The organism is Larkinella humicola, assembly GCF_008727875.1.
Classification (GTDB): Bacteria; Bacteroidota; Bacteroidia; order Cytophagales; family Spirosomataceae; genus Larkinella; species Larkinella humicola.
This window is the reverse complement of the sequence record NZ_VTWS01000006.1, coordinates 599,010-619,518: the sequence shown is the minus strand read 5'-3', so window position 1 is coordinate 619,518 and position 20,509 is coordinate 599,010. Positions and strand designations below refer to the sequence as shown.

General features: G+C 54.3%; 13 protein-coding genes. 4 read left to right on the top strand and 9 right to left on the bottom strand.

Translation table 11 applies throughout. The annotated features are described in order from the left end of the window. Window positions 1–45: 45 nt before the first annotated feature. The 4 genes from F0P93_RS24065 to wecB form a co-directional block, all read right to left on the bottom strand. Window positions 46–1,149: a Wzz/FepE/Etk N-terminal domain-containing protein gene (locus F0P93_RS24065; protein ID WP_150880269.1), complete on the bottom strand. Its 1,104-nt coding sequence runs from the start codon at window positions 1,147–1,149 to the stop codon at window positions 46–48. Further along, entirely contained in the window at window positions 1,149–3,425 is a 2,277-nt protein-coding gene (locus F0P93_RS24060; RefSeq protein WP_225309619.1) for an SLBB domain-containing protein, read from the bottom strand. Before F0P93_RS24060 ends, F0P93_RS24065 begins: the two co-directional genes overlap by 1 nt. A gap of 292 nt (window positions 3,426–3,717) precedes the next feature. Beyond that, entirely contained in the window at window positions 3,718–4,416 is a 699-nt protein-coding gene (locus F0P93_RS24055) for a class I SAM-dependent methyltransferase (protein WP_150880268.1), read from the bottom strand. Between the two features lie 486 nt (window positions 4,417–4,902). After that, window positions 4,903–5,991, bottom strand: coding sequence for a non-hydrolyzing UDP-N-acetylglucosamine 2-epimerase (gene wecB / locus F0P93_RS24050; RefSeq protein ID WP_150880315.1), 1,089 nt, complete (start codon window positions 5,989–5,991; stop codon window positions 4,903–4,905). Between the two features lie 263 nt (window positions 5,992–6,254). On the opposite strand from wecB, the gene F0P93_RS24045 reads away from it, so the two are divergent. After that, window positions 6,255–9,086: a hypothetical protein gene (locus F0P93_RS24045; protein ID WP_150880267.1), complete on the top strand. Its 2,832-nt coding sequence runs from the start codon at window positions 6,255–6,257 to the stop codon at window positions 9,084–9,086. Window positions 9,087–9,098: 12 nt separating this feature from the next. On the opposite strand, the gene F0P93_RS24040 is transcribed toward F0P93_RS24045, so the two are convergent. Both F0P93_RS24040 and F0P93_RS24035 read right to left on the bottom strand, forming a co-directional pair. After that, window positions 9,099–9,779 (bottom strand): PepSY-associated TM helix domain-containing protein, encoded by a 681-nt coding sequence (locus tag F0P93_RS24040; RefSeq protein WP_150880266.1) that lies wholly within the window; start codon window positions 9,777–9,779, stop codon window positions 9,099–9,101. Further along, complete coding sequence (locus F0P93_RS24035) at window positions 9,733–11,247, bottom strand: DUF2271 domain-containing protein (protein WP_150880265.1); 1,515 nt, start codon at window positions 11,245–11,247, stop codon at window positions 9,733–9,735. The genes F0P93_RS24040 and F0P93_RS24035 overlap by 47 nt, the downstream gene beginning before the upstream one ends. Before the next feature lie 303 nt (window positions 11,248–11,550). Here F0P93_RS24035 and F0P93_RS24030 point away from each other — a divergent pair, with 303 nt between their 5' ends. After that, a complete protein-coding gene (locus tag F0P93_RS24030; RefSeq protein WP_150880264.1) occupies window positions 11,551–13,707 on the top strand; it encodes a glycoside hydrolase family 31 protein in 2,157 nt (718 codons plus the stop codon). Between the two features lie 250 nt (window positions 13,708–13,957). On the opposite strand, the gene F0P93_RS24025 is transcribed toward F0P93_RS24030, so the two are convergent. Then, window positions 13,958–14,221: a hypothetical protein gene (locus F0P93_RS24025; protein WP_150880263.1), complete on the bottom strand. Its 264-nt coding sequence runs from the start codon at window positions 14,219–14,221 to the stop codon at window positions 13,958–13,960. Window positions 14,222–14,594: 373 nt separating this feature from the next. Between F0P93_RS24025 and F0P93_RS24020 the strand changes: the two genes are divergently transcribed. Beyond that, window positions 14,595–16,805, top strand: coding sequence for an outer membrane protein assembly factor BamB family protein (locus tag F0P93_RS24020; protein WP_374756783.1), 2,211 nt, complete (start codon window positions 14,595–14,597; stop codon window positions 16,803–16,805). A 20-nt stretch (window positions 16,806–16,825) separates the two neighbouring features. Here F0P93_RS24020 and F0P93_RS24015 read toward each other — a convergent pair whose 3' ends face one another. Beyond that, a complete protein-coding gene (locus F0P93_RS24015; RefSeq protein WP_150880262.1) occupies window positions 16,826–17,599 on the bottom strand; it encodes a carboxypeptidase-like regulatory domain-containing protein in 774 nt (257 codons plus the stop codon). Window positions 17,600–17,728: 129 nt separating this feature from the next. Next, window positions 17,729–18,925: a hypothetical protein gene (locus F0P93_RS24010; protein ID WP_150880261.1), complete on the bottom strand. Its 1,197-nt coding sequence runs from the start codon at window positions 18,923–18,925 to the stop codon at window positions 17,729–17,731. 248 nt (window positions 18,926–19,173) lie between these two features. On the opposite strand from F0P93_RS24010, the gene F0P93_RS24005 reads away from it, so the two are divergent. Continuing rightward, the gene (locus F0P93_RS24005) at window positions 19,174–20,385 is read left to right on the top strand and encodes a sensor histidine kinase (protein WP_150880260.1); all 1,212 of its coding nucleotides are present in this window, start codon (window positions 19,174–19,176) and stop codon (window positions 20,383–20,385) included. The last annotated feature ends 124 nt before the right edge of the window (window positions 20,386–20,509 follow it).

The following is a 20,509-nucleotide window of genomic DNA, read 5'->3' as shown; positions in this document are numbered from 1 at the left end:
CAGTTCGGTCTACAAGGTTTACTTTTTTGGTCCGGATCATGCCGGTCAATCGCTCAGACTCCGGCGCAGGTGGCCCCACGCATCGAGGTCAACCGCCGTACAGGACAGGCCGCCCAAAACCAGGCCTGTCAACGTAAAGAGGAGTACCAGATTCGTGCGCCGGGGTGATGATCGCTTCAAAGGAATGGTGGCCGGTTCGAGTACTTTAAAAACCGGTGTCTGTTCCTGTACTTTGATTTTGGCCTGCTCGAACTGCTTGGCCAGTTCGGTATAAACCGCTTGGGCAATGGTCAATTCCGCTTCGATCCGTTGCTTTTCCATGGTCGCTGTCTGAACCACCATGTACTTATGCTGGTCCGTGTAGTGAAACATGCTGTACTGGGCACGCTCGAACCGTCGTTTGGCTTCTTTCACCCGATTGGTGTAAAATTCCAGGTCACGCCGGACTTTCTCTGTTCGGTAATTGCTCACATACCGGGTCAAATAATCCAGGGTTATTTGCGTAACAGCGGCTACCGCGACGGGATCCGGCATTTGGGCAGAAACCGTAATAACCCCGGAGCGGGTGTCCATTTGCGCCGAAACCCGCTGTTGAATATCTTCGAGTAAATCCTGTTGGTCCTGGGTAAGCCGGATCGTATGGGGACTCACGTTGGCCCGGAAGTTGTCAGCTTTTTTATCGAATGAAAACCACTTTTTTTCGAACCAGGAATCGGTTTCAGACAGCATGGCGGCCACACTCGTCTGCCCCCCGTCTTGGGTCGGCACCCGTTTGTTCATCAAGGCCAGCACGAAAGGCGTACTTTGCAAAACCTTGGGATAGAGATCGGGTCTGACCGCATCGACGCTCCCGGTTTCGCCCAGCTCCAGCCCGGCAAACCCGGCCACGGTCGCCAGTCTTTTAATCAAGTCGCCGGAACCCTGGCTGATTTCCGGCATGATCCGGGCTTCAGAGATGTATTCCGGTCGTTGCAGGAAAGACACGATAATGCCGGTTATTGAAAAAAAAGCCGTGATCAACAGGAGTCGAACCCGTCTTTTCCAAAGCAGTTTGACCAGCCGTCCCGGCGATAAGCCTAACCAGTAGCTTTCCCGAACGGGCTGCGCCACAACGTGATTGGCGGTGGGTATGATGGCTTCGCCTTTCATCAAAATAGTCGGATAACCGTCAGGACCACAGCCGCTAATGACGTAATTCCGGTCATCACCGCAATGCGTTCAGGGGCCGACAATTTATTCTCTTCCCGTTTGGGTTTGGCTGGCACTACCAAGTCCATGCCCGGTTCCGGAGTGGGGAAAGACCGAAAGAGCAGAAACCGCTTGGTGCGCTGAATTTGCCCGTTGGCATACACGACGTAGGCTTTTCGCCGTTGCGCATTTGAGGTAAAACCACCGGATTCATCGATATAGGATCGAAATGATTTCGTGGAATTATAATCGACGGTCGATTGATTCAACACCTCGCCCCGGATCCGAACTAACTCGACCTTTCGGGGAATGGTGATGGAATCTCCGGTTAACAGCAGCAGGTTGCCGCTTTTGGTTGGTTTTTGCAAAATTTCGCGGATGTTGATGGATATAATTTCGCCTTGCCGGACAAATCGGGCCGCGTTTAAAAAGGCTTCCGGTTGTAACCCGCCGGCCCGGCCAATCAAATCCGAAATCCGTTCCGATTTATCCCGGATGGCATACCGTCCGGGATAGCGAACTTCGCCCGTGATGGTGACCATTTTCTGCGTTTCGTAGCGCGGAGAGGTACGGATAAAGACCTGATCGAAGGGGTGGAGGCTGAAACGGGCGTCGGCATCGGTGAGCCGAAGGTTTTCATCCAGGTTAAATTGAAAAATCCGGATATTTTGATTGTCTGGTAAACCAGTTGTGTCGTTTCGCAGACGGCGGGCTATTTCGATCCGCGAGGCTGTCGCTCCTTCCGTAAAACCGCCTGCCAGCACAATCAGGCTGGCAACGCTCATGCTGTCGGCGTAATCGAATAAACCGGGTTTATTGACGGCACCCTGCAGCGTGACGGTTCGTTTTTCGCGCAGGTCGCCGTAGGCCAGAACCGTAATTTCATCTTCACGCTGCAACGGGAAGTCGGCTAGTTCGCCCCGCATCACTTTGCCCAGGTCAACCGAAATCAATTCCGGATCGAGATTGGTCCGCAGCCGGCGAAGGGTGACGCGATTCATAAAAGCGTCTTCCCGCAAGCCTTCGGCAGCGGCAATGAGCTGCTTGAGCGTAGGGCTGTTTTGCAGGGCGTAAGTGCCGGGGCGAAACACGGCGCCATGGATCGTTACCCGGTTGCTGTAGCGTTCGGTAATGCTGCCTACTACGTAATGGTCTCCGCGCTGGGGCACAAAAGCATCGATTTTAAGGGCGGGGATGGTTCCAATTTCCAGTTCTTTATCCGTATTTCGGCGTAATGTCAGCGAAGCCGTATACGCCCGATCGGTGAAACCGCCGGCAAAGGCCAGTACGGTTTTCAATACTTCACCCTTTTTGACTTCGTAAATACCAGGCTGTTTCACTTCGCCATTCAGTTCCACCCGCGTGTCGTAGTGGTTGACATAAACGATGTCCTGATCCTGCAAACGGATGTTGTCTTTTTGGTCGGCCCCGAGCAGGAAATCGTACACATCCAGGGTTCGAATCTGCCGGTTGGCCCGGTATACGCGGATGTCACGGAAGGAGCCCCGGTCCGGATCGGGTCCCCCGGCCGCGTAGAGGGCATTAAAAACCGTCCCCAGAGACGATAGCGTATAGGTTCCCGGTTTCACGACCTGACCGATCAGCGTTATTTTGATGCTCCGGATGTTCCCCAGCGAAACCTGCGCCTGAACACCGCTCCCGGCCGTATTCAAGCCCATGTATAATTGGCGCAATCGCCCAACAATCCGTTGTTCAGCCTGCTCAACGGTTAAACCACTGACGTAAATGGGACTTAGATTTTCCAGCCGGATGGTGCCTTCCGGGTTTATTTTGGCCCGATAGGTTTGCTGGGCATTCCCATAAATATCCACGATCAGTTCATCGTCCGGGCCGAGCTGATAATTTTTGGGCGTAGGAATTCGGAGATTCGGCTCGAAGGTCAGGTTTGTGTTGCTGAATAAAGAAGCGCCAAAAACCGGCGGGGTATCCCGCGCATCGGGAGACTTCGCAGTGGATTGAGCGGGCGGTGTCGGGTTGTCTGTCGGCAGCGGAATGGGCGATTCGGGCGATTGGATGCGATCGGATGCGTCTGGGGCCCGAACCGGTTCCGTTGGTGTTTTAAGGGCCGCATTGCCGATCCGCTGGCGTACTGCCGTAATATCAGCCTGCGTAAAGCCTCTCGACAAAGCAAGCTGTTCAATCTGTGATTCGGAAAGTCCGCTTGATTTGGCCTGCTGAATAAATTGCTGGATTTGTTCGTCGGTCAAATCGGACACTTTCTGTGCAACCGATGGCGACAGGATTCCCAGACCAGTAATGACGGCCAGACAAAGTAGCCAATTAAACGGTATTCGACCTGTTAATCCCCAAAAAACCACGGCGTAGTGAGCTAGATAGATGGAGCCGACTGGGAAACCTACCCGGGCTCTGTATTGTAAATATAGGTGGACGGGGGAGGGGAGCTGTGTAGAAAACTAGCCAAATGTCCGTTCGACGTAGCGCCGGAACGACTGGTAATTGGCTTCGCTACATCGCCTGGAAGACCAGCGGATGCAGGTACGGCCGGTTTTATTTGGTCAGTACTAATAACGAAAAACCACCGACTAATTTTGCGGCCATGTCCTGATTGATCGTATACAATAGTCTTCGGGGAAGGACCGCAAGCTTTGATCGAAAGTTCTTCAGGGGTAAATCCAGTGAGCCGGTTGTATAAAAGAAATCGATAACGTCATACCCCGAATCAACCAGGGTGGCAAGAGCCGTTTCTTTCATGAAATAATGCAGATGACCGACCGATTTTCTCCCATCTATTAATTTATTTCTCATAATTGCGCTAACCGAAAGATCCAGCGGAATGTGGAAAATGGTGTGTTTTGCCCGGTTTTTACACTGTTTTAAAAAGCCTAAATAATCATTGACATGCTCAAAAACATCCATCATAATTAATAAGTCATACTGCGTATTTGTGTCCAGAAAGTTTTCATGCTTAAACACCAACCGTTCTTTTTTTCGGTGTTTGGCAAGGTTGATGGCATCAACTGAAATGTCGTACCCGGTGAAAAGGACATCGCCGGGCATCGATAAATACAACTGATTTAGTATTTCGCCAGCCCCACAGCCCACTTCGGCAATTGAGTTTGGCTGAAGGTGGTTTGCATTTATTATTTTGAGTAATTGCTCTGCTTTCCAGGGCGAATCCTCAACGTGCCAGGTTGGGTTTTTTTGCAGATATTCTCCATTTTCTTCTGTATAAATTGTCTCAATCATGTTTCTGTGGGCTATACGTTTTCTGCCTTTTTTCTTTGCAAACGTGGTACAAAAAATGACTTTATATACCTTTTAAAGGTAGAGATCGAACTTCGTTTAACTACTTTATGTGGTAAGTAAAATGGTTTTAAAAGTGCTTTGTGTAGAAAACTAGCCCAATGCCAATAGGAGGGGTGATCCGACTAAACGAACGAATGTTGATTTGTCTGTAAAATAGAAAATTTACTATAGTCCACGGGGAAGAAACCGGCTAGCTTGCAGCGTTATCCTATGGAGGTAGGGTAACTCTTTGAAACGTGGAACAACCCGGCCTGTTAGGGCCGGGTTTGTTTTTTTGCTTGACCGACTGTCCGGGTTTTAGGTCTGATGCGCTACCGCGAAAAGGGAATGATAACTGTAAAATGGCGAATGATGAATGTAAAAGGAGTCGCCAGCCCGGCACTTTTACATTCATCATTCGCCATTTTACAGTTATCATTCCTTCAATCAGGCAAACAGAATCTCGGCGATTCGGTGGGCGGCTTTTCCATCCCAGAGCGGGGGAATCGTCCCTTTTTTGGAACGGCCTTCCAGAATCTCCAGTACTTTGCCGTGAACGGTTTCCGGGTTCAGATCGGCCAGCAACTGGTTGGTGCCGAGTTCGACGGTCACGGGTCGTTCGGTGCTGTCGCGGAAGGTTAGGCAGGGAACCTGCAGGTAGGTCGTTTCTTCCTGTATACCGCCCGAATCCGTTACGATCAGGGCCGCGTGTTCCATCAGGTTCAGAAATTCCAGATACCCCTGCGGTTCCATCAACATCAGGTTGGCAATGGCGGAAAGCCGGGATGAGAGGCCGAATTTTTCAATATTGTGGAACGTCCGCGGGTGAATGGGAAACAGGACTTTTTTGTAGGGAGTAGTGTCTTCGATGATTTGCAGGATGCTCCGTAAACCGGCTTCCATGTCGACATTGGCGGGGCGGTGCATCGTCATCAGAACGTACTCCTGCGGCTTTAATCCGAGCTTCTCGACGGTTTTGGTTTCGGCGGCTTTCTGGCGGTAATGCATCAGGGAGTCGATCATGACGTTGCCCACAAAATGCACTTTTTCGTTACAGACCCCTTCGTGTTTTAAGTTGTCGAGACCGGCCTGCTCGGTGATGAACAACTGGTCGGAAATGCTGTCGGTCAGGATGCGGTTGATTTCCTCGGGCATGCGCCGGTCCTGGCTCCGCAAACCCGCTTCTACGTGAACCACCGGAACGTGCATCTTGACGGCCACCAGCGCGCAGGCAATTGTGGAGGTGACATCGCCCACCACCAGCACCAGATCCGGCTGCTCGGTTTCCATCACGGTTTCAAATTCCAGCATGATCCGGGCGGTTTGCTGCGCGTGCGACCCTCCGCCAATGCCCAGAAAATAATCGGGTTTTGGAAGCTCCAACTGGCTGAAGAAGACATCGCTCATTTTGGCGTCGTAATGCTGGCCGGTGTGAACGATGATCGACCGAACCTGCGGATAGTGTTGAAAGGCCCGGTGGAGGGGTGCCACTTTCATGAAGTTAGGCCGGGCACCGACAATGTTCAGAATCTTGATTGGTTTAGACATGGCGAAGACGGAGAAAACAGGTCTGCCGACGGGTTGGGCAGCAGTACGAAGCGAACCGACAAAACCGCCCGCGATTCGGTTTACGACAAAGTACAGCGCGCGGAAAGAAAGCATTCGTAGTAATTTTGCCAATCTATAGCGTCTGCCCGCCCGGAAATAAAAAAAAGCCCCGATGGGATCGGGAAAGCGGCCGGAATTCGCTTATTTTCCGAAAAGACGTTCCCACCACCGACTGTTTCCCATCAAGTTCCATGACCCCATTTCTTATCCGACCCCTCCTGTCCATCGCGTTTCTGTGGAGCGTCGTTTCTGCGCTTCACGCCCAATCCATTGCCCGTTTGCCGGTGTATTCCAGCGAAGAACTGCGGAGCAAAACCGACTGGCTTCTGGCTGCGCCAGCCCAAAAATCGGCGGTTTACCAAACCAAAGAAGGCTTTCTGGCCCTGAGCAACGGCCTCATTACCCGAACCTTTTCCGTCGAATCCAACGGCGCTTCGGTCGGTCTGGATAACCTGACGACGGGAGAATCGCTGCTGCGGTCGGTATCGCCTGAAGCCATTCTCTGGATCAACGGCCACGAGATCAAAGTGGGCGGGCTGACCGGACAGCCCATTCAGAACTACTTGCTGACGGGCTGGCTCAAAACCATGAAAGCCGATCCGTACAGCCTGAAACTGCTGACGTATGAGGTGTCTCCGATAAAAAAACGGATGGAGTGGAACCGCCGGACGGCCTGGTCGACGCAGAAAGCCGACTGGCCCCCCAAAGGACTGGAGGTCACGTTTACGTACGGAACGACGGACGACATCATTCGCAACAACCAAAACCGCCTGACGTCCGATGACCGGCGCATCAAACTGCTGGACGACGGTTTTCGGAGTCTGTCGCCCGACTGGAAAATCGTGGCGTCGCCGGGCAATCAGTCCGCGTCGTTTACAAATGAAGGCAAAGCGGGTGAAATTCAGATTCCGGCCAACAGCACCCTGTTTGCGGAGCGACCATTGCCCGAAAAAACCGCCGTGGTGATTTGCAAACTCAATTCGGGAACGGATCAAAGTGTGTATTACGGGCCCGGTGTGGCGCTCACGTTTGCGGATCGGCCGCCGTTGAAATTCTATCTCTCGCCAGGCAGCCAGCAGTTTGGTTTGCAAAATGGCGATCAGGGAGAGTTTTTCGAGGGGTTCGATCCGGCCAAATCCTGGTATCTGCGCATCGAACTGGCGTTGGGCAAAGTGCTTTTGTCGGTATCGGAAGACGGTATTGGCTACAGAACGCTTCGCACGCTCGACCTGGCCTCCGTTCCGAAAGGCATCCGGGTCGGAAAAACCGATCAGAAAGGCACTACCTCGGAGCAGCCTGCTTCCAAATCGACGGGCCGCTGCCGGATTGAGCAGTTGACCTTGCTCGGTGGCCCGCAGAATCCGGGGGCTGACCTGGATTTTCTGAACGGTTTGGTCGTGAAAGTGCATTACGAATTGTACGACGGTTTGCCGCTGCTCAGTAAGTGGGTGACGGTCGAAACCGCATCGGCGGAAGGCTTTGTGCTGAACAATCTCCGAACCGAACACCTGGCCGTGACCGAAGCCGAAAGCTCCGTAGAAGCCAAACGGCGCTGGGAATTGCCTCCGATTTTTGCCCAGAGCGATTTTGCGTTCCAGTCGATGGCGCCCAACGCGTCCGAAAATGCCTGCGTCGAATGGCAGGAAGATGCGACCTACCGCACGCAGGTGAATTACAACCTCAAAACACCCTCGGTGCTGGTTTGTCAGCCCCGGCAGGGCGTTGGGCAGACGATCGTTCGGGGGCAGCCGTTTGAAAGCATGCGGCTTTGGGAATTGCTTTACGACTCAGGGGACCGGGAACGCCGGGGGCTGGCGCAGCGGAAAATGTACCGCACGATCGCGCCCTGGGTGACCGAAAATCCGATTCTGATGCACATCCGCAGTTCGGCTGATGCCGACGTGAAAAGAGCCGTCGATCAGTGCGCGGAAGCTGGTTTCGAAATGGCCATTCTGACGTTCGGCAGCGGTTTTAACATCGAAGATTCGACCCGGCAAAACCGGCAGCGCATGAAGGCGTTGAAAGACTACGCAGCTTCGAAAGGCATTGCCATTGGCGGGTATTCCCTGCTGGCGAGCCGGTCGATCGATCAAGAAAATGACGTGGTGATGCCGAAACCCGGCATGAGTCCCATCTTCGGTCATTCGCCCTGTCTGGAAAGTGGCTGGGGACAGCGGTATTTCGAAAATTTATACCGTTTTTACAAAGAAACCGGCATGGACATCCTGGAACACGACGGTTCGTTTCCGGGCGACATTTGCGCTTCCACGAGTCACCCCGGCCACGCGGGTCTGGAAGATTCGCAGTGGAAACAGTTTGCCCGAATCCGTGATTTTTACCAGTGGTGTCGCGGGAAAGGCATTTACCTGAACGTGCCCGACTGGTATTTTCTGGCGGGGAGCAACAAGATTGCGATGGGCTACCGCGAAACGAACTGGTCGCTGCCCCGTGAATACCAGGAGATTATCGAACGGCAGAACATCTACGACGGTACCTGGGAAAAAACGCCGTCGATGGGCTGGATGTTCGTGCCGCTGGTCGAATACCACGGCGGAGGTCCGGCGGCTACCATCGAACCGCTGAAAGACCATCTGCCGCATTACGAGCAGCGGATGGCCAATCTGTTCGGGGCGGGAGTGCAGGCCTGTTACCGCGGACCGCAGTTGTACGACGCGCCGGAAACCAAAGCCGTGGTGAAAAAATGGGTAGGTTTTTACAAGAAACACCGCCCCATTCTGGACGCCGACCTCATCCACCTGCGCCGACCAGACGGACGCGATTACGACGCCATTCTGCACGTCGATGCCGGCGGAAAAGAGAAAGGTCTGCTGATGGTGTACAATCCGCTGGATGAGCCGATTACGAGAACGCTGACGGTCGATTTATACTACACGGGTTTGAAAGACCGGGTTGCCGTGAGCAAACAGGACGGCGCGTTTGCGAGTCAGCCGCTGGATGGCAGCAAACTGACGCTTCGGGTTACCATTCCCGCAAAAAGTCAAACCTGGTACGTATTTCAATAAGAAGCAACGGGATCAGGCTACCCAGAGCTGGTAAATCAGGTAACACACGACAGCGCCCACGCCCGCTACTACCAGCCCGCTAAACCGTCGTTTTCGCAGAAAAAGCAGCAGAACGAGTCCTGTTGCCGAAATCAAAATCATGAATACCGCCGACCCGTCAATGACCCAGGCCCAGCGGCTTCCCGTATCGCGGCCCTTGTGCAGGTCGTTCAGGACAGCCGCCAGTCCCAGCTTCGTTTCGGTAAGCTGGTAGGTGCCGGTGGCGCGGTCGATAAACGCGTCAGCCGTGTAGCCCGGTCCCCGAAACGAAACCGAACACTGGCGATCCTCGATCCGAAAGTCGCTGACGGCTCCTTTGATGCCGTGGGTTGCCCGCAACTGTTCGACAATGGGCAGCCGGGCAACGGTGGCAGTATCCGTTCCGGCCACCCAGGCCCGTGTCAGCTTTCCGCTGTATTCCGTCGTTCGCGATTGATCGTCAAACCAGTCGGCATGGTTGAGCGTGAGGCCCGTTACGGCGAAAAAAAGGACGATGGCGAAACTCACCATGGAAAGGTAAATGTGCAGCCAGCGGATGATGACGGTCATCCGGGGTTTCCGGTTTGCGTTTTTGGCCGACTGCCGGGGAAACGAGTTGTCCCCGGGTCTATTTCGTCTGGCGGTAATCCAGGGCTGCGTGGGCGATTTCGACATTGCCATTCAGGTTTTGTTGTTGAGGTTTTCCGTTAAAATCCATCTCCTGTCGGATCAACTGGTAGGTTCCGTGTTCGCGGGCGGCTTCAATACAGATGGTGTATTTACCCTGTTTCACATACTGTCCGGCATTGTCTCTACCGTCCCACCGGAGCGTATAGGTGCCCGGCGAACGCGTGGCGCTGGTTATGGAGGACCGGTCGACGTCGCTTCGCTGCGCATGGAAAGCCCGCAATTCAGGGAGCCAGCGCGGTTTATTGTACCACAGAGCCAGGTTCCGCACGGGTTGGTGGTTCTGATCTTCCACCCAGATGGCAACGAAAGGCCGGTGATACCGCCCTTCAAACGGGCTGAGTTCAAGACTGATGAACAGTTCCTGATCGGCATTCCAGATCTTGTCTTTCACGGAAGACAGCGAGAGCAGTCGGGCCGTACGGGTTGGCTGGGGAAGGGATTGGCCTGACGCACCCGTCAATTCCGGCCAGCCGGGGCTGGTGATGGTTTCTCCCGCCTGGGTCATGATCAGGTATTCGGTTCCGGGTAGCGTTGCAGCAACCTGCTGGCTCTCGGTCGGCAACAGGACGTTGAACGCCGTTGCCAATGCGCCCGCCGTTACGGCATCGGGGTGAATCACCGTGGCACTGATTGCATGACTGGCGGGTTCGCCCGTCCGTGGGTCCACCAAGTGGGAGAACCAGTCGGCCCCAATCCGGACACCGCGCCGGTAATCGCCACTGGTGGCAACGGCCCGGTTCTGGACGGCCACCTGCGCGACGGGCCGGTCGTTTTCGGCGTCGGCGCGAGGGTTGGCAACGGCCACCTGTTCCGTCCAGTTACCCCGAATCACCAGATCTCCGCCACTGTTCAGCACCACCGCCGTTACGTCAGGCAGAGCCAGTGCGGCAGAGGCCGCCCGGTCGAGGATGTAGCTTTTGGTGAACGTATGCAGACGTAGCGGAATCCGGCTCAGGCGGGTGGCGGTCTGGTGGGTTGGGTCGAGCAGCCAGTGCGTCTGTCCGACTTCGGCCACGACCCGTTCCCGGGCCGCTTGCAAGGGTGGCACGCCCGACCCTTCGGCCTGTTGCCAAAGCTGGTTGATGTGTTCGGCGGCTGCGTTGAGGGCTCCGCCGGTTTTTTCATGCCAGCGGTCGAAGTGAGCCAGCACGCTCAACAGATCGGCAGAAACCGCAACTGCTTCGCCAACCGGAGCTGCCAGCCAGCGGCAGAACTCACTGTCGGTTTGGTAACTGCTGAGTATGCCCGTTAGTCGCTCTATTTCGGCCCGAATCACCGTTTCAGCCTGTACGGCTGACCCCAGGGAGCGGGCCACGAGTTTGAGATCGAACGAAGTGCCAAGCACTGCATCGGCGTGGGCGATGTAAAGCCCCTCAGCCGCTGTGGACGAGGGCGTGGCAATATTGGGTAGGCTAAGGGCCAGACCGGCCAGCCAGGGATTCAGGGACGGCATCGTTTTTTGTTTTAAGTGGTTGGTTTACGGCTCGGTTTTCGTCGCGCAAAGGTGTCATTCCAAATTGGCCGGCAAAAATGGAAAAGGTTCAATGCCGGAAAAGGGAAGCGGAACCGGGTGAATTCGGGAACGAATGCCGGGGCACCGGATGATGTGGGCCATCGTAGAATGTCATTTCTAATCGGATAGCCGAAACGATAGTAAATTATACGGGCCTTTGTCTTCTGCTGGGAGTACTAAAATAGAACCCTGAAGCACCGTCTGCGTGCAGGACACCCTCAACTTGTAACTTAAGTTGCCGCTATGAGAATTTCTACGTCGTTGATTTCCCTGGTTAATTTCCTTACTCTGTTGGCGTTCACTTCCGGTTTTGCGCAACAAGCGGCTTTTCAGTGGCAGCCGGTGGCACCGGGCGTGTGGAAAGCGGTCGTCGGAACTTCGGACGGCATTACGCCCCTGGGGGTTGCGGAGGTAAAACCCCGGCTCGACGGTCTTCAAAGGCTGGGCGACGTTCCGTTTCCGGCCCTGCTGGGCGAAAGTGTACACGAAAAGACGGATGGCAAAACATTGTTGCGGTTTCCACTGAAACCGGGTGAGCAGCTTTTTGGGCTGGGGCTCAACTTCAAAACCGTTCAGCAGCGGGGCACCATCAAAACGCTTCACGTCGATCATTACAACGGCAAAGACAACGGCCGGACGCACGCGCCGGTTCCGTTTTACATCTCGAATCTGGGCTATGGCGTGTTGGTTAATTCGGCCCGCTACATCACCGTATATGCCGGTTCGGGCGTGTTGGCCGGGGGCAAAAACGCACCGCCCGAAATGAACCGCAACAGCCAGAAAAATTGGAATCCGCAGCCTTATTCGGACGCTGTGGAGATGGTTATTCCGGCGGCTGGAACCGAGGTATTGGTATTTGCGGGGCGCAACGCGATGGAAGTCATGCAGCGGTACAACCTCTATTGCGGAGGAGGGACCTTGCCGCCGAAGTGGGGGCTGGGCTTTACGCACCGGACGCCGACCTTGTTTACGGACGAACAGATTTTGAAGGAAGTGGCTGAATTTGAGGCCAAAGGTTATCCGCTTAGTTTCGTCGGTCTCGAACCCGGCTGGCAGTCGCATTCCTACCCGAATAGTTTTGTCTGGGATAGTGTGCGGTTTCCGAAACCTACCCAATTTCTGGCGCAACTGGCGAAAAAAAACATCCGCTCCAACCTGTGGATCAACCCGTACGTTTCTTCGCATTCGCCCATTTTCAAGGCGGTTTTGCCGTATACGGGTTCGCATACCGTCTGGGTGGGGCGCGTTCCTGATTTCAATATGGCGCCCGCCCGCAAGCTCTACAAAGATCTGTTCTCGGAACAACACCTGGCGGTTGGCGTGTCGGGATACAAAGTAGATGAGGTCGATGGCTACGACAACTGGCTGTGGCCGGATGTGGCCAAGTTCCCGTCGGGCATTGGCGCAGAGCAGATGCGGCAGATTTACGGCTTGCAATTTCAGAAGATGACCGACGACTGGTTTCGCGAACGGAACCAGCGGACCTATGGGTTGGTGCGGGCTTCCAACGCGGGATCACCGGCCATGCCCTACGTGATTTACAACGATTATTACGACCACCGCGATTTCATTACGGCCTTGTGTTCGAGCAGCTTTGCGGGGGTTTTGTGGACGCCGGAAGCCCGGTCGTCCAAAACGTCGGAAGAATGGCTACGCCGGATGCAGACGGTCTGTTTTTCGCCGATGGCCATGCTCAACGCCTGGGCCGACGGCACCAAACCGTGGACGTTTCCCGATGTGGCCGACGAGGTAAAAGCCGTAATGCTGTTGCGGATGCAATTGCTGCCGTATCTCTACACGACCTTTGCACAGTACCATTTTGAGGGAAAACCGCCGGTCCGGGCGATGCCTCTGGTGGACGGTTTTGCGTTCGACGACAAAGCCATTGCCGGACCGCTTAACTCCACGGAGAACCCGTATGCGATGGCGGTGAAAAAAGACATCAAAGACCAGTTTATGGTCGGCGATCATTTGTTGGTGGCGCCCCTGTTTGCCGGTGAAACGAGCCGGAAAGTGATCCTGCCACCCGGGAAGTGGTACGACTTTTATACGGGAAAACTGGCGGGCGAAGGCGAGGTGATCGAAATTACGCCGGGGCTTACCCACATCCCGGTATTTGTGAAAGAGGGTGGTCTGATTCCAATGATTCCACCGGTTTTGCACACGCCGACTGAAAACGAAAAACAGCCGCTGACGGTTCGGCACTACGGCAAAACAGAAGCAAGCTGGGCTTTGTACGACGATGACGGCAAAACCTTCGACTATGATCGCGGCAAATTTAGTTGGACCAAACTGGATGTCAAAAAGAATAAAAAAGGCGAGCTAACCGGCAGTTGGACCGCACCCAAAGACCCAAATTTTCACTACACCACCGTTTCCTGGGAATTTATGACCCGGTAGGGGTCGGTGAAAAGTATGGTCGTACAACAATCCGTTCCGTAGGAACCGAACAGCGTAGCGTCGGTAGCAAAAGAAGACCCCTTGGCTTCAGCGTGCCGTGAGGTACGCGACCACAGTATGCTCTGAATCTTGCGTACCTGACGGCACGCAGGGGTGAGACTGGCCCTTTTTTCTACCGACGCTGCGCTGTTAAGCTCCTGACGGAGCTCCTCAAAACCGGAATTGGTACAAAATTTTCAGGGTAACGTAGTCAGTTCAGGCAGCGGGGCGTGGTGGCCAGTGTCTGCTTATTCCGCTCTAATTCCATCAAAACAGCTTTGGCAAAAGCAACTTTGTCGGACTTCCGGTATTGCTCGATGGGCTGATTGCGGGTCAGTGTAAAGTTCTGATTGGTTTGCTGGCAAGCACCCCACAGATCAGGATTGAGTTTGATTTTGTACTGACGGATGGGCGTATCTGCGCCAAACCAGAGATTGATGATGTTGCTAACGGTTGGTTTAATGACGACACTCATGATGTGGTTGTGGTATGTGTTAATAAGCCGAAGGTAAAGTTCCGATAAATAAGTTGCTAAATAATTTTGTGTCAGCGGTTAAAATGACGGTTTAAGCTGCCAAAAACCGTGGATGAAGTGGTATGTTTTGCAATAGTGTATTTTTGCCAATTATTATTTAGTAACGACAAACCGCTCCCGTTGTTCTGCTTTTTGCTGAAAATTTGCCCCTTTTTTTAGTAAATGGATATTTTTGCAAATAGTATTATTTTATTGCATTATTTATAGATGTTTTATGCCAAGTTTGAGGGCCATTCAAGGATAAAAATTGATTTTACCGGCGCTCTGAAAGGCTCTGACGTTCGCGTACGCTCCTAAACCGTAGTCAATGAAGATGCGAAAAATGAACGTTTTCAAGAAAGGATTCAACACCCGGATGCGCGAGGTGATGGCGTCCGGTTTGCTGCTGGCAAGTTGCCTGATGGTTGGCATGGAATTCCGGAATCCGGCTCCGGATGCGGGCAAAGACTGGCCCCAGTACGGGGGGAACAAAGCGGGCAACCGCCACTCGCCACTCACGCAGATCACTACCGGAAACGTCCGAAACTTAGAAGTTACCTGGATGTATGACGCGTCCGAAAAACCGGATCCGAACGACCCCGCCCGCAAGAGGGGCCGCGCCATTCAATGCCAGCCCATTGTCGTGAACGGGATTCTGTACGGGACCACGCCCGAACTGAAACTGTTTGCCCTGAAAGCCGGAACGGGCGAACAACTCTGGAAATTTGAACCCTCAAAAAACGACCGGCTGAATTCCAACCGGGGCGTGATGTACTGGGAAAACGGGAATGAGAAACGCATTTTGTACACCGTAGGGTCGAGTTTATACGCCGTCGATGCCGAAAACGGGCAAATCGTGTCCAGCTTTGGCACTGATGGGCGGGTGGATCTGCACGAAGGGCTACAGACCAATCTGGATCATGACGTGAGCAAGTTGTGGGTGACGGCCACGTCGCCCGGAATTATTTACCGGAACACGGTTGTGATGGGCTCAAGCGTATCCGAATCCGGCGATGCGGCTCCCGGCCACGTGCGGGCGTTTGATGTGGTGACCGGAAAATTGAAGTGGGTTTTTCATACGATTCCGCAGCCTGGTGAGTTGGGCTACGATACCTGGCCGAAGGATGCGTATAAGAGAATCGGAGCCACGAACAACTGGAGCGGGCTGTCGCTGGATGAGAAGCGGGGCGTTGTTTATTTCGGCACGGGTTCTCCTGCTTCGGATTTCTACGGGGGCGACCGCAAAGGCGCAAATCTGTTTGCCAATTGCATTCTGGCACTGGAGGCCGAAACCGGCAGAATGAAGTGGTATTACCAGACAATTCACCACGATCTGTGGGACCGCGATCACCCGAGTCCGCCGAACCTGATCACGTTAAAACGCAACGGAAAAACCGTCGATGCGGTGGTGCAGGCTACGAAGGACGGATTGGTGTACGTGTTGGATCGGGACAAAGGAACCTCGCTGTTTCCGGTAGAAGAGCGCAAGGTGCCCACGAACGGTTTGCCCGGCGAACACCCGTATCCGACGCAAAAGTACCCGCTGAAACCGCTGCCGCTCAACCGGCAGGTGTATACCGAAGCCGATCTTACTGACCTGTCGCCGGAAGCCCATGCCTACGTGAAAGAGCGGTTTTTAAAAATTAAAACGGATAATAAGTTTACGCCACCGAACACCACCGGAACCTTGCTGTTTGGGTACAGCGGTGGTGCCGAATGGGGTGGAAACGCCATCGATCCACAGGGAATTCTGTACCAGAACGTCAATGAAGACCCCTGGGAGCTGATTATGGCGGAACGGGCCAGCTTGAATGCGCAGAAAAAACCGGTCACGGCGGGGAATGCCCTGTATACCGCCAACTGTGCGGCCTGTCACGGCCAGGATCGGAAAGGCAGCGGACCGGAACTGCCGGGACTGGTCGATATTGGCAAAAAGCGGTCGGCGGAGGAAATCAAAACGCTGCTAAAAACCGGCAGTGGCCGGATGCCTTCGTTTCAGCACCTGGCCGAAAAAGACCGTGATGCCATCGTTGCCTTTTTGCTAAACCGGGAAACCGGCCCGGCGACGGTCGCCAGCGCCCCGGCTCCAGCGGCTACCAACCCGGGCGGTTTTCCGTATGTACCGGCTTACGTGAGCAAAGTCTGGCAGCGGTTTACGGATCAGGACGGCTACCCGGGCATCAAACCGCCCTGGGGAACGCTCAACGCCATCGACCTCAATACCGGGGAGTATCTCTGGCGGGTACCGCTGGGCGAATACCCGGAACTGACGAAAAAGGGCATTCCCATTACCGGAACCGACAGCTATGGCGGGCCGCTTTCTACGGCGGGGGGACTGGTGTTTATTGCCGGCACCCGGGACGAAAAGATCCGGGCATTCGATAAAAAAACCGGCAAGGTGGTCTGGGAATACCAGCTTCCGGCGGGCGGTTTTGCCACGCCGATCAGCTACGAAATTGCTGGAAAACAATACGTTGTGATTGCTGCTGGTGGGGGCAGAGGCCAGAAAATCGGGGGCAGTTACATTGCCTTTGCCTTGAAATAAAGGGGTAGAACCCGATTCTGCTACAGCGTACTGATGTTGATGTCGAGTCTGAAAAGCGTTGATCCCTCAAACCGGTCATCGACAAACAGGCCGGTGACCGATGGCGCGTACGGCTTGAACGAGTCGGCGATGCTGACGCCCAGTTTCTGGCCGGTTACGACATCCCGGGCGGTAATTTTATATTTTCCAACCGGCACATCTTCGATGGAATCACTACGGTCCGACAGCCGGGCTACGATTTTCTTGCCCGTGCTGCCATCCACCAACGGGCCGTCTGGTTCCAGCGTCACTTCAATGTTTTCGCGAATGGTCGTGTTGAAATCAGGCCGTACTTCCATGGTGCCACCGAGTGGGCTGGCTGCGGCATCGTCGTCGATATTCCGTTTGCCCGTCAATCGAAAAACAAAATTGCGAACGGCGCCATCGTAGGCCGAAAAGACGCGGGTATCGGGGTTGTAGAGGGCCAGTGTGTACTTTCGACCCTGATATTGGGTGATGAACGAACCGGTAACGGTGTAGGAACCGGCGGCAATTCCCGTTGGCACTACGAAGCGGTAGTTGCCCTTGGCGTCGGTGTAACCGGTAGACGTTCGGTTGTGATAGTCGGTGCTGCTGGCGACGATGGTGGCGTTGGCGACGGGTTTGCCCTGGCTGTCGACTACGCGGCCGCTGACAACGCCTTCCTGCGGGTTTGACGGAACATCGGTTTCGATGTCAGGTTCCGGGGTCGAATGGGAGCAGGAAGACAGGCCGATCAAGGCGGCTGCCAGCAGGGAATAAAGGGTGGATTTCATGGCGTATCTGTTGTTTTTGGTACGCCAAAATTGGTTAATCCATTGAATGGATGAAACACGTAGCGGGATGAATTGGGCTTGATCCTGAATGAATTGGCAAACGGGTTTCCTGAATTGCGGAAGAAATGCCTACTCCCGGGCGTACTTCGATTGCAGTCGCCCGGCGACATCCCCGGCCAGATCGTCGCGCATGTCGTCATAGAGTTGCCAGCGGGAGGGCGGAAAAGGGTCGGCCCGTTTAAGTGAATTGCCGTTGAGTGCGCGCTCGTCACCGCTGAAGGTTTCCCATTCCGTAACCCAGTGACGGCTTTCCCAAACGGGTTCCTCCCACAAGACGTTTCCCGTTTGCGTATCCACCGCCCGCATTCGCAAATCCAGGCCGGCGCGAATTTCCAGCCGGTGAGTGGTCAGCTTGCCACTGACTTTCTCCATGATATCGACTTTGGTGGAGTCGTTGATTTTTTTCTCGCCTACTTTATACGTCTGATTGCTGTAGATGGTGGTGGAAGAGGAAAACGTATTTTCAGCAAAGGGAGAATAACCGGTTACCTGCATCTGGATCGCCTGGTGAATCGGAAAGCCATCGCCTGCCTGTTCAGTGGGCAGATACAGCTGTACGAAAGTTGACGGTTTTGGATTTCGTTCAATACGCTGAAAAATAAGCTGTTGCAGTTTTCGATTCTCTCCGGCACTAAGTTCATTGGTCGGACTCAGGGGTTCGACCACGACGCGGAGGATGGCAAAAGGCAAAACCGCTTCGGATTGGGCGCGGGCCTGTCGGTAGTTGGGTACCCAGCTCAGTGCTTTCTGGTAGTGCTGGTAAGCTTCTTTGGCCGCTAAACGGTTTTCTTCGCGGAAAGTGAAGGCCTGCTCAGCAACCTGGTACCGGTCGGCCGCGGCCAATTCCCGGACTTCATTCTGCCGATCCACGTACGAAGCGGGATAGGCTGCCAGCCACTCCGCACAGGCCGGACATTGCCGAACGAAGCCGCGCCGGGCGTTATCGGTCAGGGTTTGCAGGTGGGTATATTCCTGAAAAACCGTCTCCCAGCGAAAGGAAACGGGCTGGTTGGGGGCGCTTGGTGCGGCCGAAGAGAGCCGTCGGATGATGGTTTGATGCTGATCGTACGCATGCCGGAAGGCTTCTTTCAACACCTGAGGAGCCGTTTCGTAGCCCCGCTTAAAGAGCCCGCGCGGCTGATTGAGCCGCTGGGACGCTTTTTTGACCGCGAGGTCGAAATTGCCCTGACGAAGTGCGGTTTTGCCACTGCTGCACGCCGTCAGCAGTAGAACGAACAGGCCGAAAAACAGAACCAGGCGAACCATACCGTAAACTACATTTTTTTGCCCATTTGACCCCTTGCCGGATCATGGGTTTATCGTTGACCCCGGGATGGGTCATTCCGTTGGATTGCTTCGCCCTGTTTTTACCCCGGATTTGCTATCTTGCCACTACCATCACATCATCCGCCGGTTTCCGGATGGGCAGCAGAATCGTATCAAAAAGGTCCCGACGGTAAAATCGCGTGTTTCGTTCAGGCTGGCCGCCTTGTGCCTCATTACTTTGCATCTCAATGACGATTGAACATTGGCTAACCCGCATCTTTGATCAGGCACCCGTGGCGATTGCAGTGTTGGTAGGACCAGACTACCGCCTGAAAATGGCCAACAGCACCATGTATGGAATATGGCAACTGCCGGCTGACCACGAATCCGTACTGGGTCAGCCCGTATTTGAGGCTTTTCCGAACATTGCGGGGATCGGTCTGGAGGAGCTGTTGGCCGAAGTTCGCCGGACAAAGCAACCGGTCAAAGGGGCTGAGGCTCCTTATGCTAGAGAAGACGGCCAAACGGCTTACGTTAATTTTGTCTACGCGCCTATCCATGATGAAAGTGGAAATGTTGATATCGTCGTTGTAGCGACGGAGATTACCCAACAGGTTATTGCCCGCCAACAACTACAGGAAAGTGAGGATCGCTATCGCCAGTTGGCCGAAAAGCTGGCCGATAGTAACGAGGAATTGGCGGCTATCAATGAGGAACTGGAAGAAGCCAATGGACTGCTCACCCGCTCCAACGAGAACCTTCAGCGGTTTGCCTACGTGGCCAGCCACGATTTGCAGGAGCCGTTGCGCAAGATTCAATCGTTTGGCGACATTCTCAAGGCGGAATATGCCGAGGGGTTAGGCAAAGGGGTGGATTTTCTGGATCGGATGCAGTCAGCCGCCAGTCGCATGTCGACACTGATCAAGGATCTGCTGGGGTTTTCGCGCATTACGAACCAACGTAGCCTCAATGGGCCGGTATCGCTCAACAACGTGGTTGGGAATGTGCTGAATGTGCTTGATCTGGCCATTGCCGAAACCGGTGCTCAGGTGCAGGTGGAGTCGCTGCCCATGGTGGCGGGTGATGTCACGCAATTAGAGCAACTGTTCCAGAATCTCATCGGTAATGCCCTGAAGTTTCACCGGGCGGGGGTGGCACCCCACATCCACATCCGCAGCCAGACCGTAGGGGCTGAAGACGTGCCGCCAACCATCAGACCTGCCCGTCGGGTGCCTTCCTACCACCGCATTGAGGTCGCTGATAATGGCATTGGTTTCGAGGGGAAGTATGTAGACCGAATTTTTCAGGTCTTTCAGCGGTTGCATGGCCGGAATAATTTTAGCGGTACCGGGATTGGTCTGGCCATTTGTGAGAAGGTCGTCGTCAACCATGGGGGAGCCATCACGGCCAGGAGTCAACCAAATCAGGGCGCCACGTTTATCATCTATCTGCCGGTTTAGGTGGGTGTTTTGCCAGAACAACCCGGCTATTCACCGGACCGATGAAACCCCTTTTTTAGGGCGGTTTTCAGCCGCTGTACAGCCGCTTTATACGCAAACTTCTCTCAAACCGCGATTGGACCGG

Bases quoted from the DNA above. Each gene is read 5' to 3' on its own strand.
- F0P93_RS24065 (WP_150880269.1), bottom strand. From the start codon at position 1,149: ATGAAAGGCGAAGCCATCATACCCACCGCCAATCACGTTGTGGCGCAG.
- F0P93_RS24055 (WP_150880268.1), bottom strand. From the start codon at position 4,416: ATGATTGAGACAATTTATACAGAAGAAAATGGAGAATATCTGCAAAAA.
- F0P93_RS24045 (WP_150880267.1), top strand. From the start codon at position 6,255: ATGACCCCATTTCTTATCCGACCCCTCCTGTCCATCGCGTTTCTGTGG.
- F0P93_RS24040 (WP_150880266.1), bottom strand. From the start codon at position 9,779: ATGTCGAAATCGCCCACGCAGCCCTGGATTACCGCCAGACGAAATAGA.
- F0P93_RS24035 (WP_150880265.1), bottom strand. From the start codon at position 11,247: ATGCCGTCCCTGAATCCCTGGCTGGCCGGTCTGGCCCTTAGCCTACCC.
- F0P93_RS24030 (WP_150880264.1), top strand. From the start codon at position 11,551: ATGAGAATTTCTACGTCGTTGATTTCCCTGGTTAATTTCCTTACTCTG.
- F0P93_RS24025 (WP_150880263.1), bottom strand. From the start codon at position 14,221: ATGAGTGTCGTCATTAAACCAACCGTTAGCAACATCATCAATCTCTGG.
- F0P93_RS24020 (WP_374756783.1), top strand. From the start codon at position 14,595: ATGCGAAAAATGAACGTTTTCAAGAAAGGATTCAACACCCGGATGCGC.
- F0P93_RS24015 (WP_150880262.1), bottom strand. From the start codon at position 17,599: ATGAAATCCACCCTTTATTCCCTGCTGGCAGCCGCCTTGATCGGCCTG.
- F0P93_RS24010 (WP_150880261.1), bottom strand. From the start codon at position 18,925: ATGGTTCGCCTGGTTCTGTTTTTCGGCCTGTTCGTTCTACTGCTGACG.
- F0P93_RS24005 (WP_150880260.1), top strand. From the start codon at position 19,174: ATGACGATTGAACATTGGCTAACCCGCATCTTTGATCAGGCACCCGTG.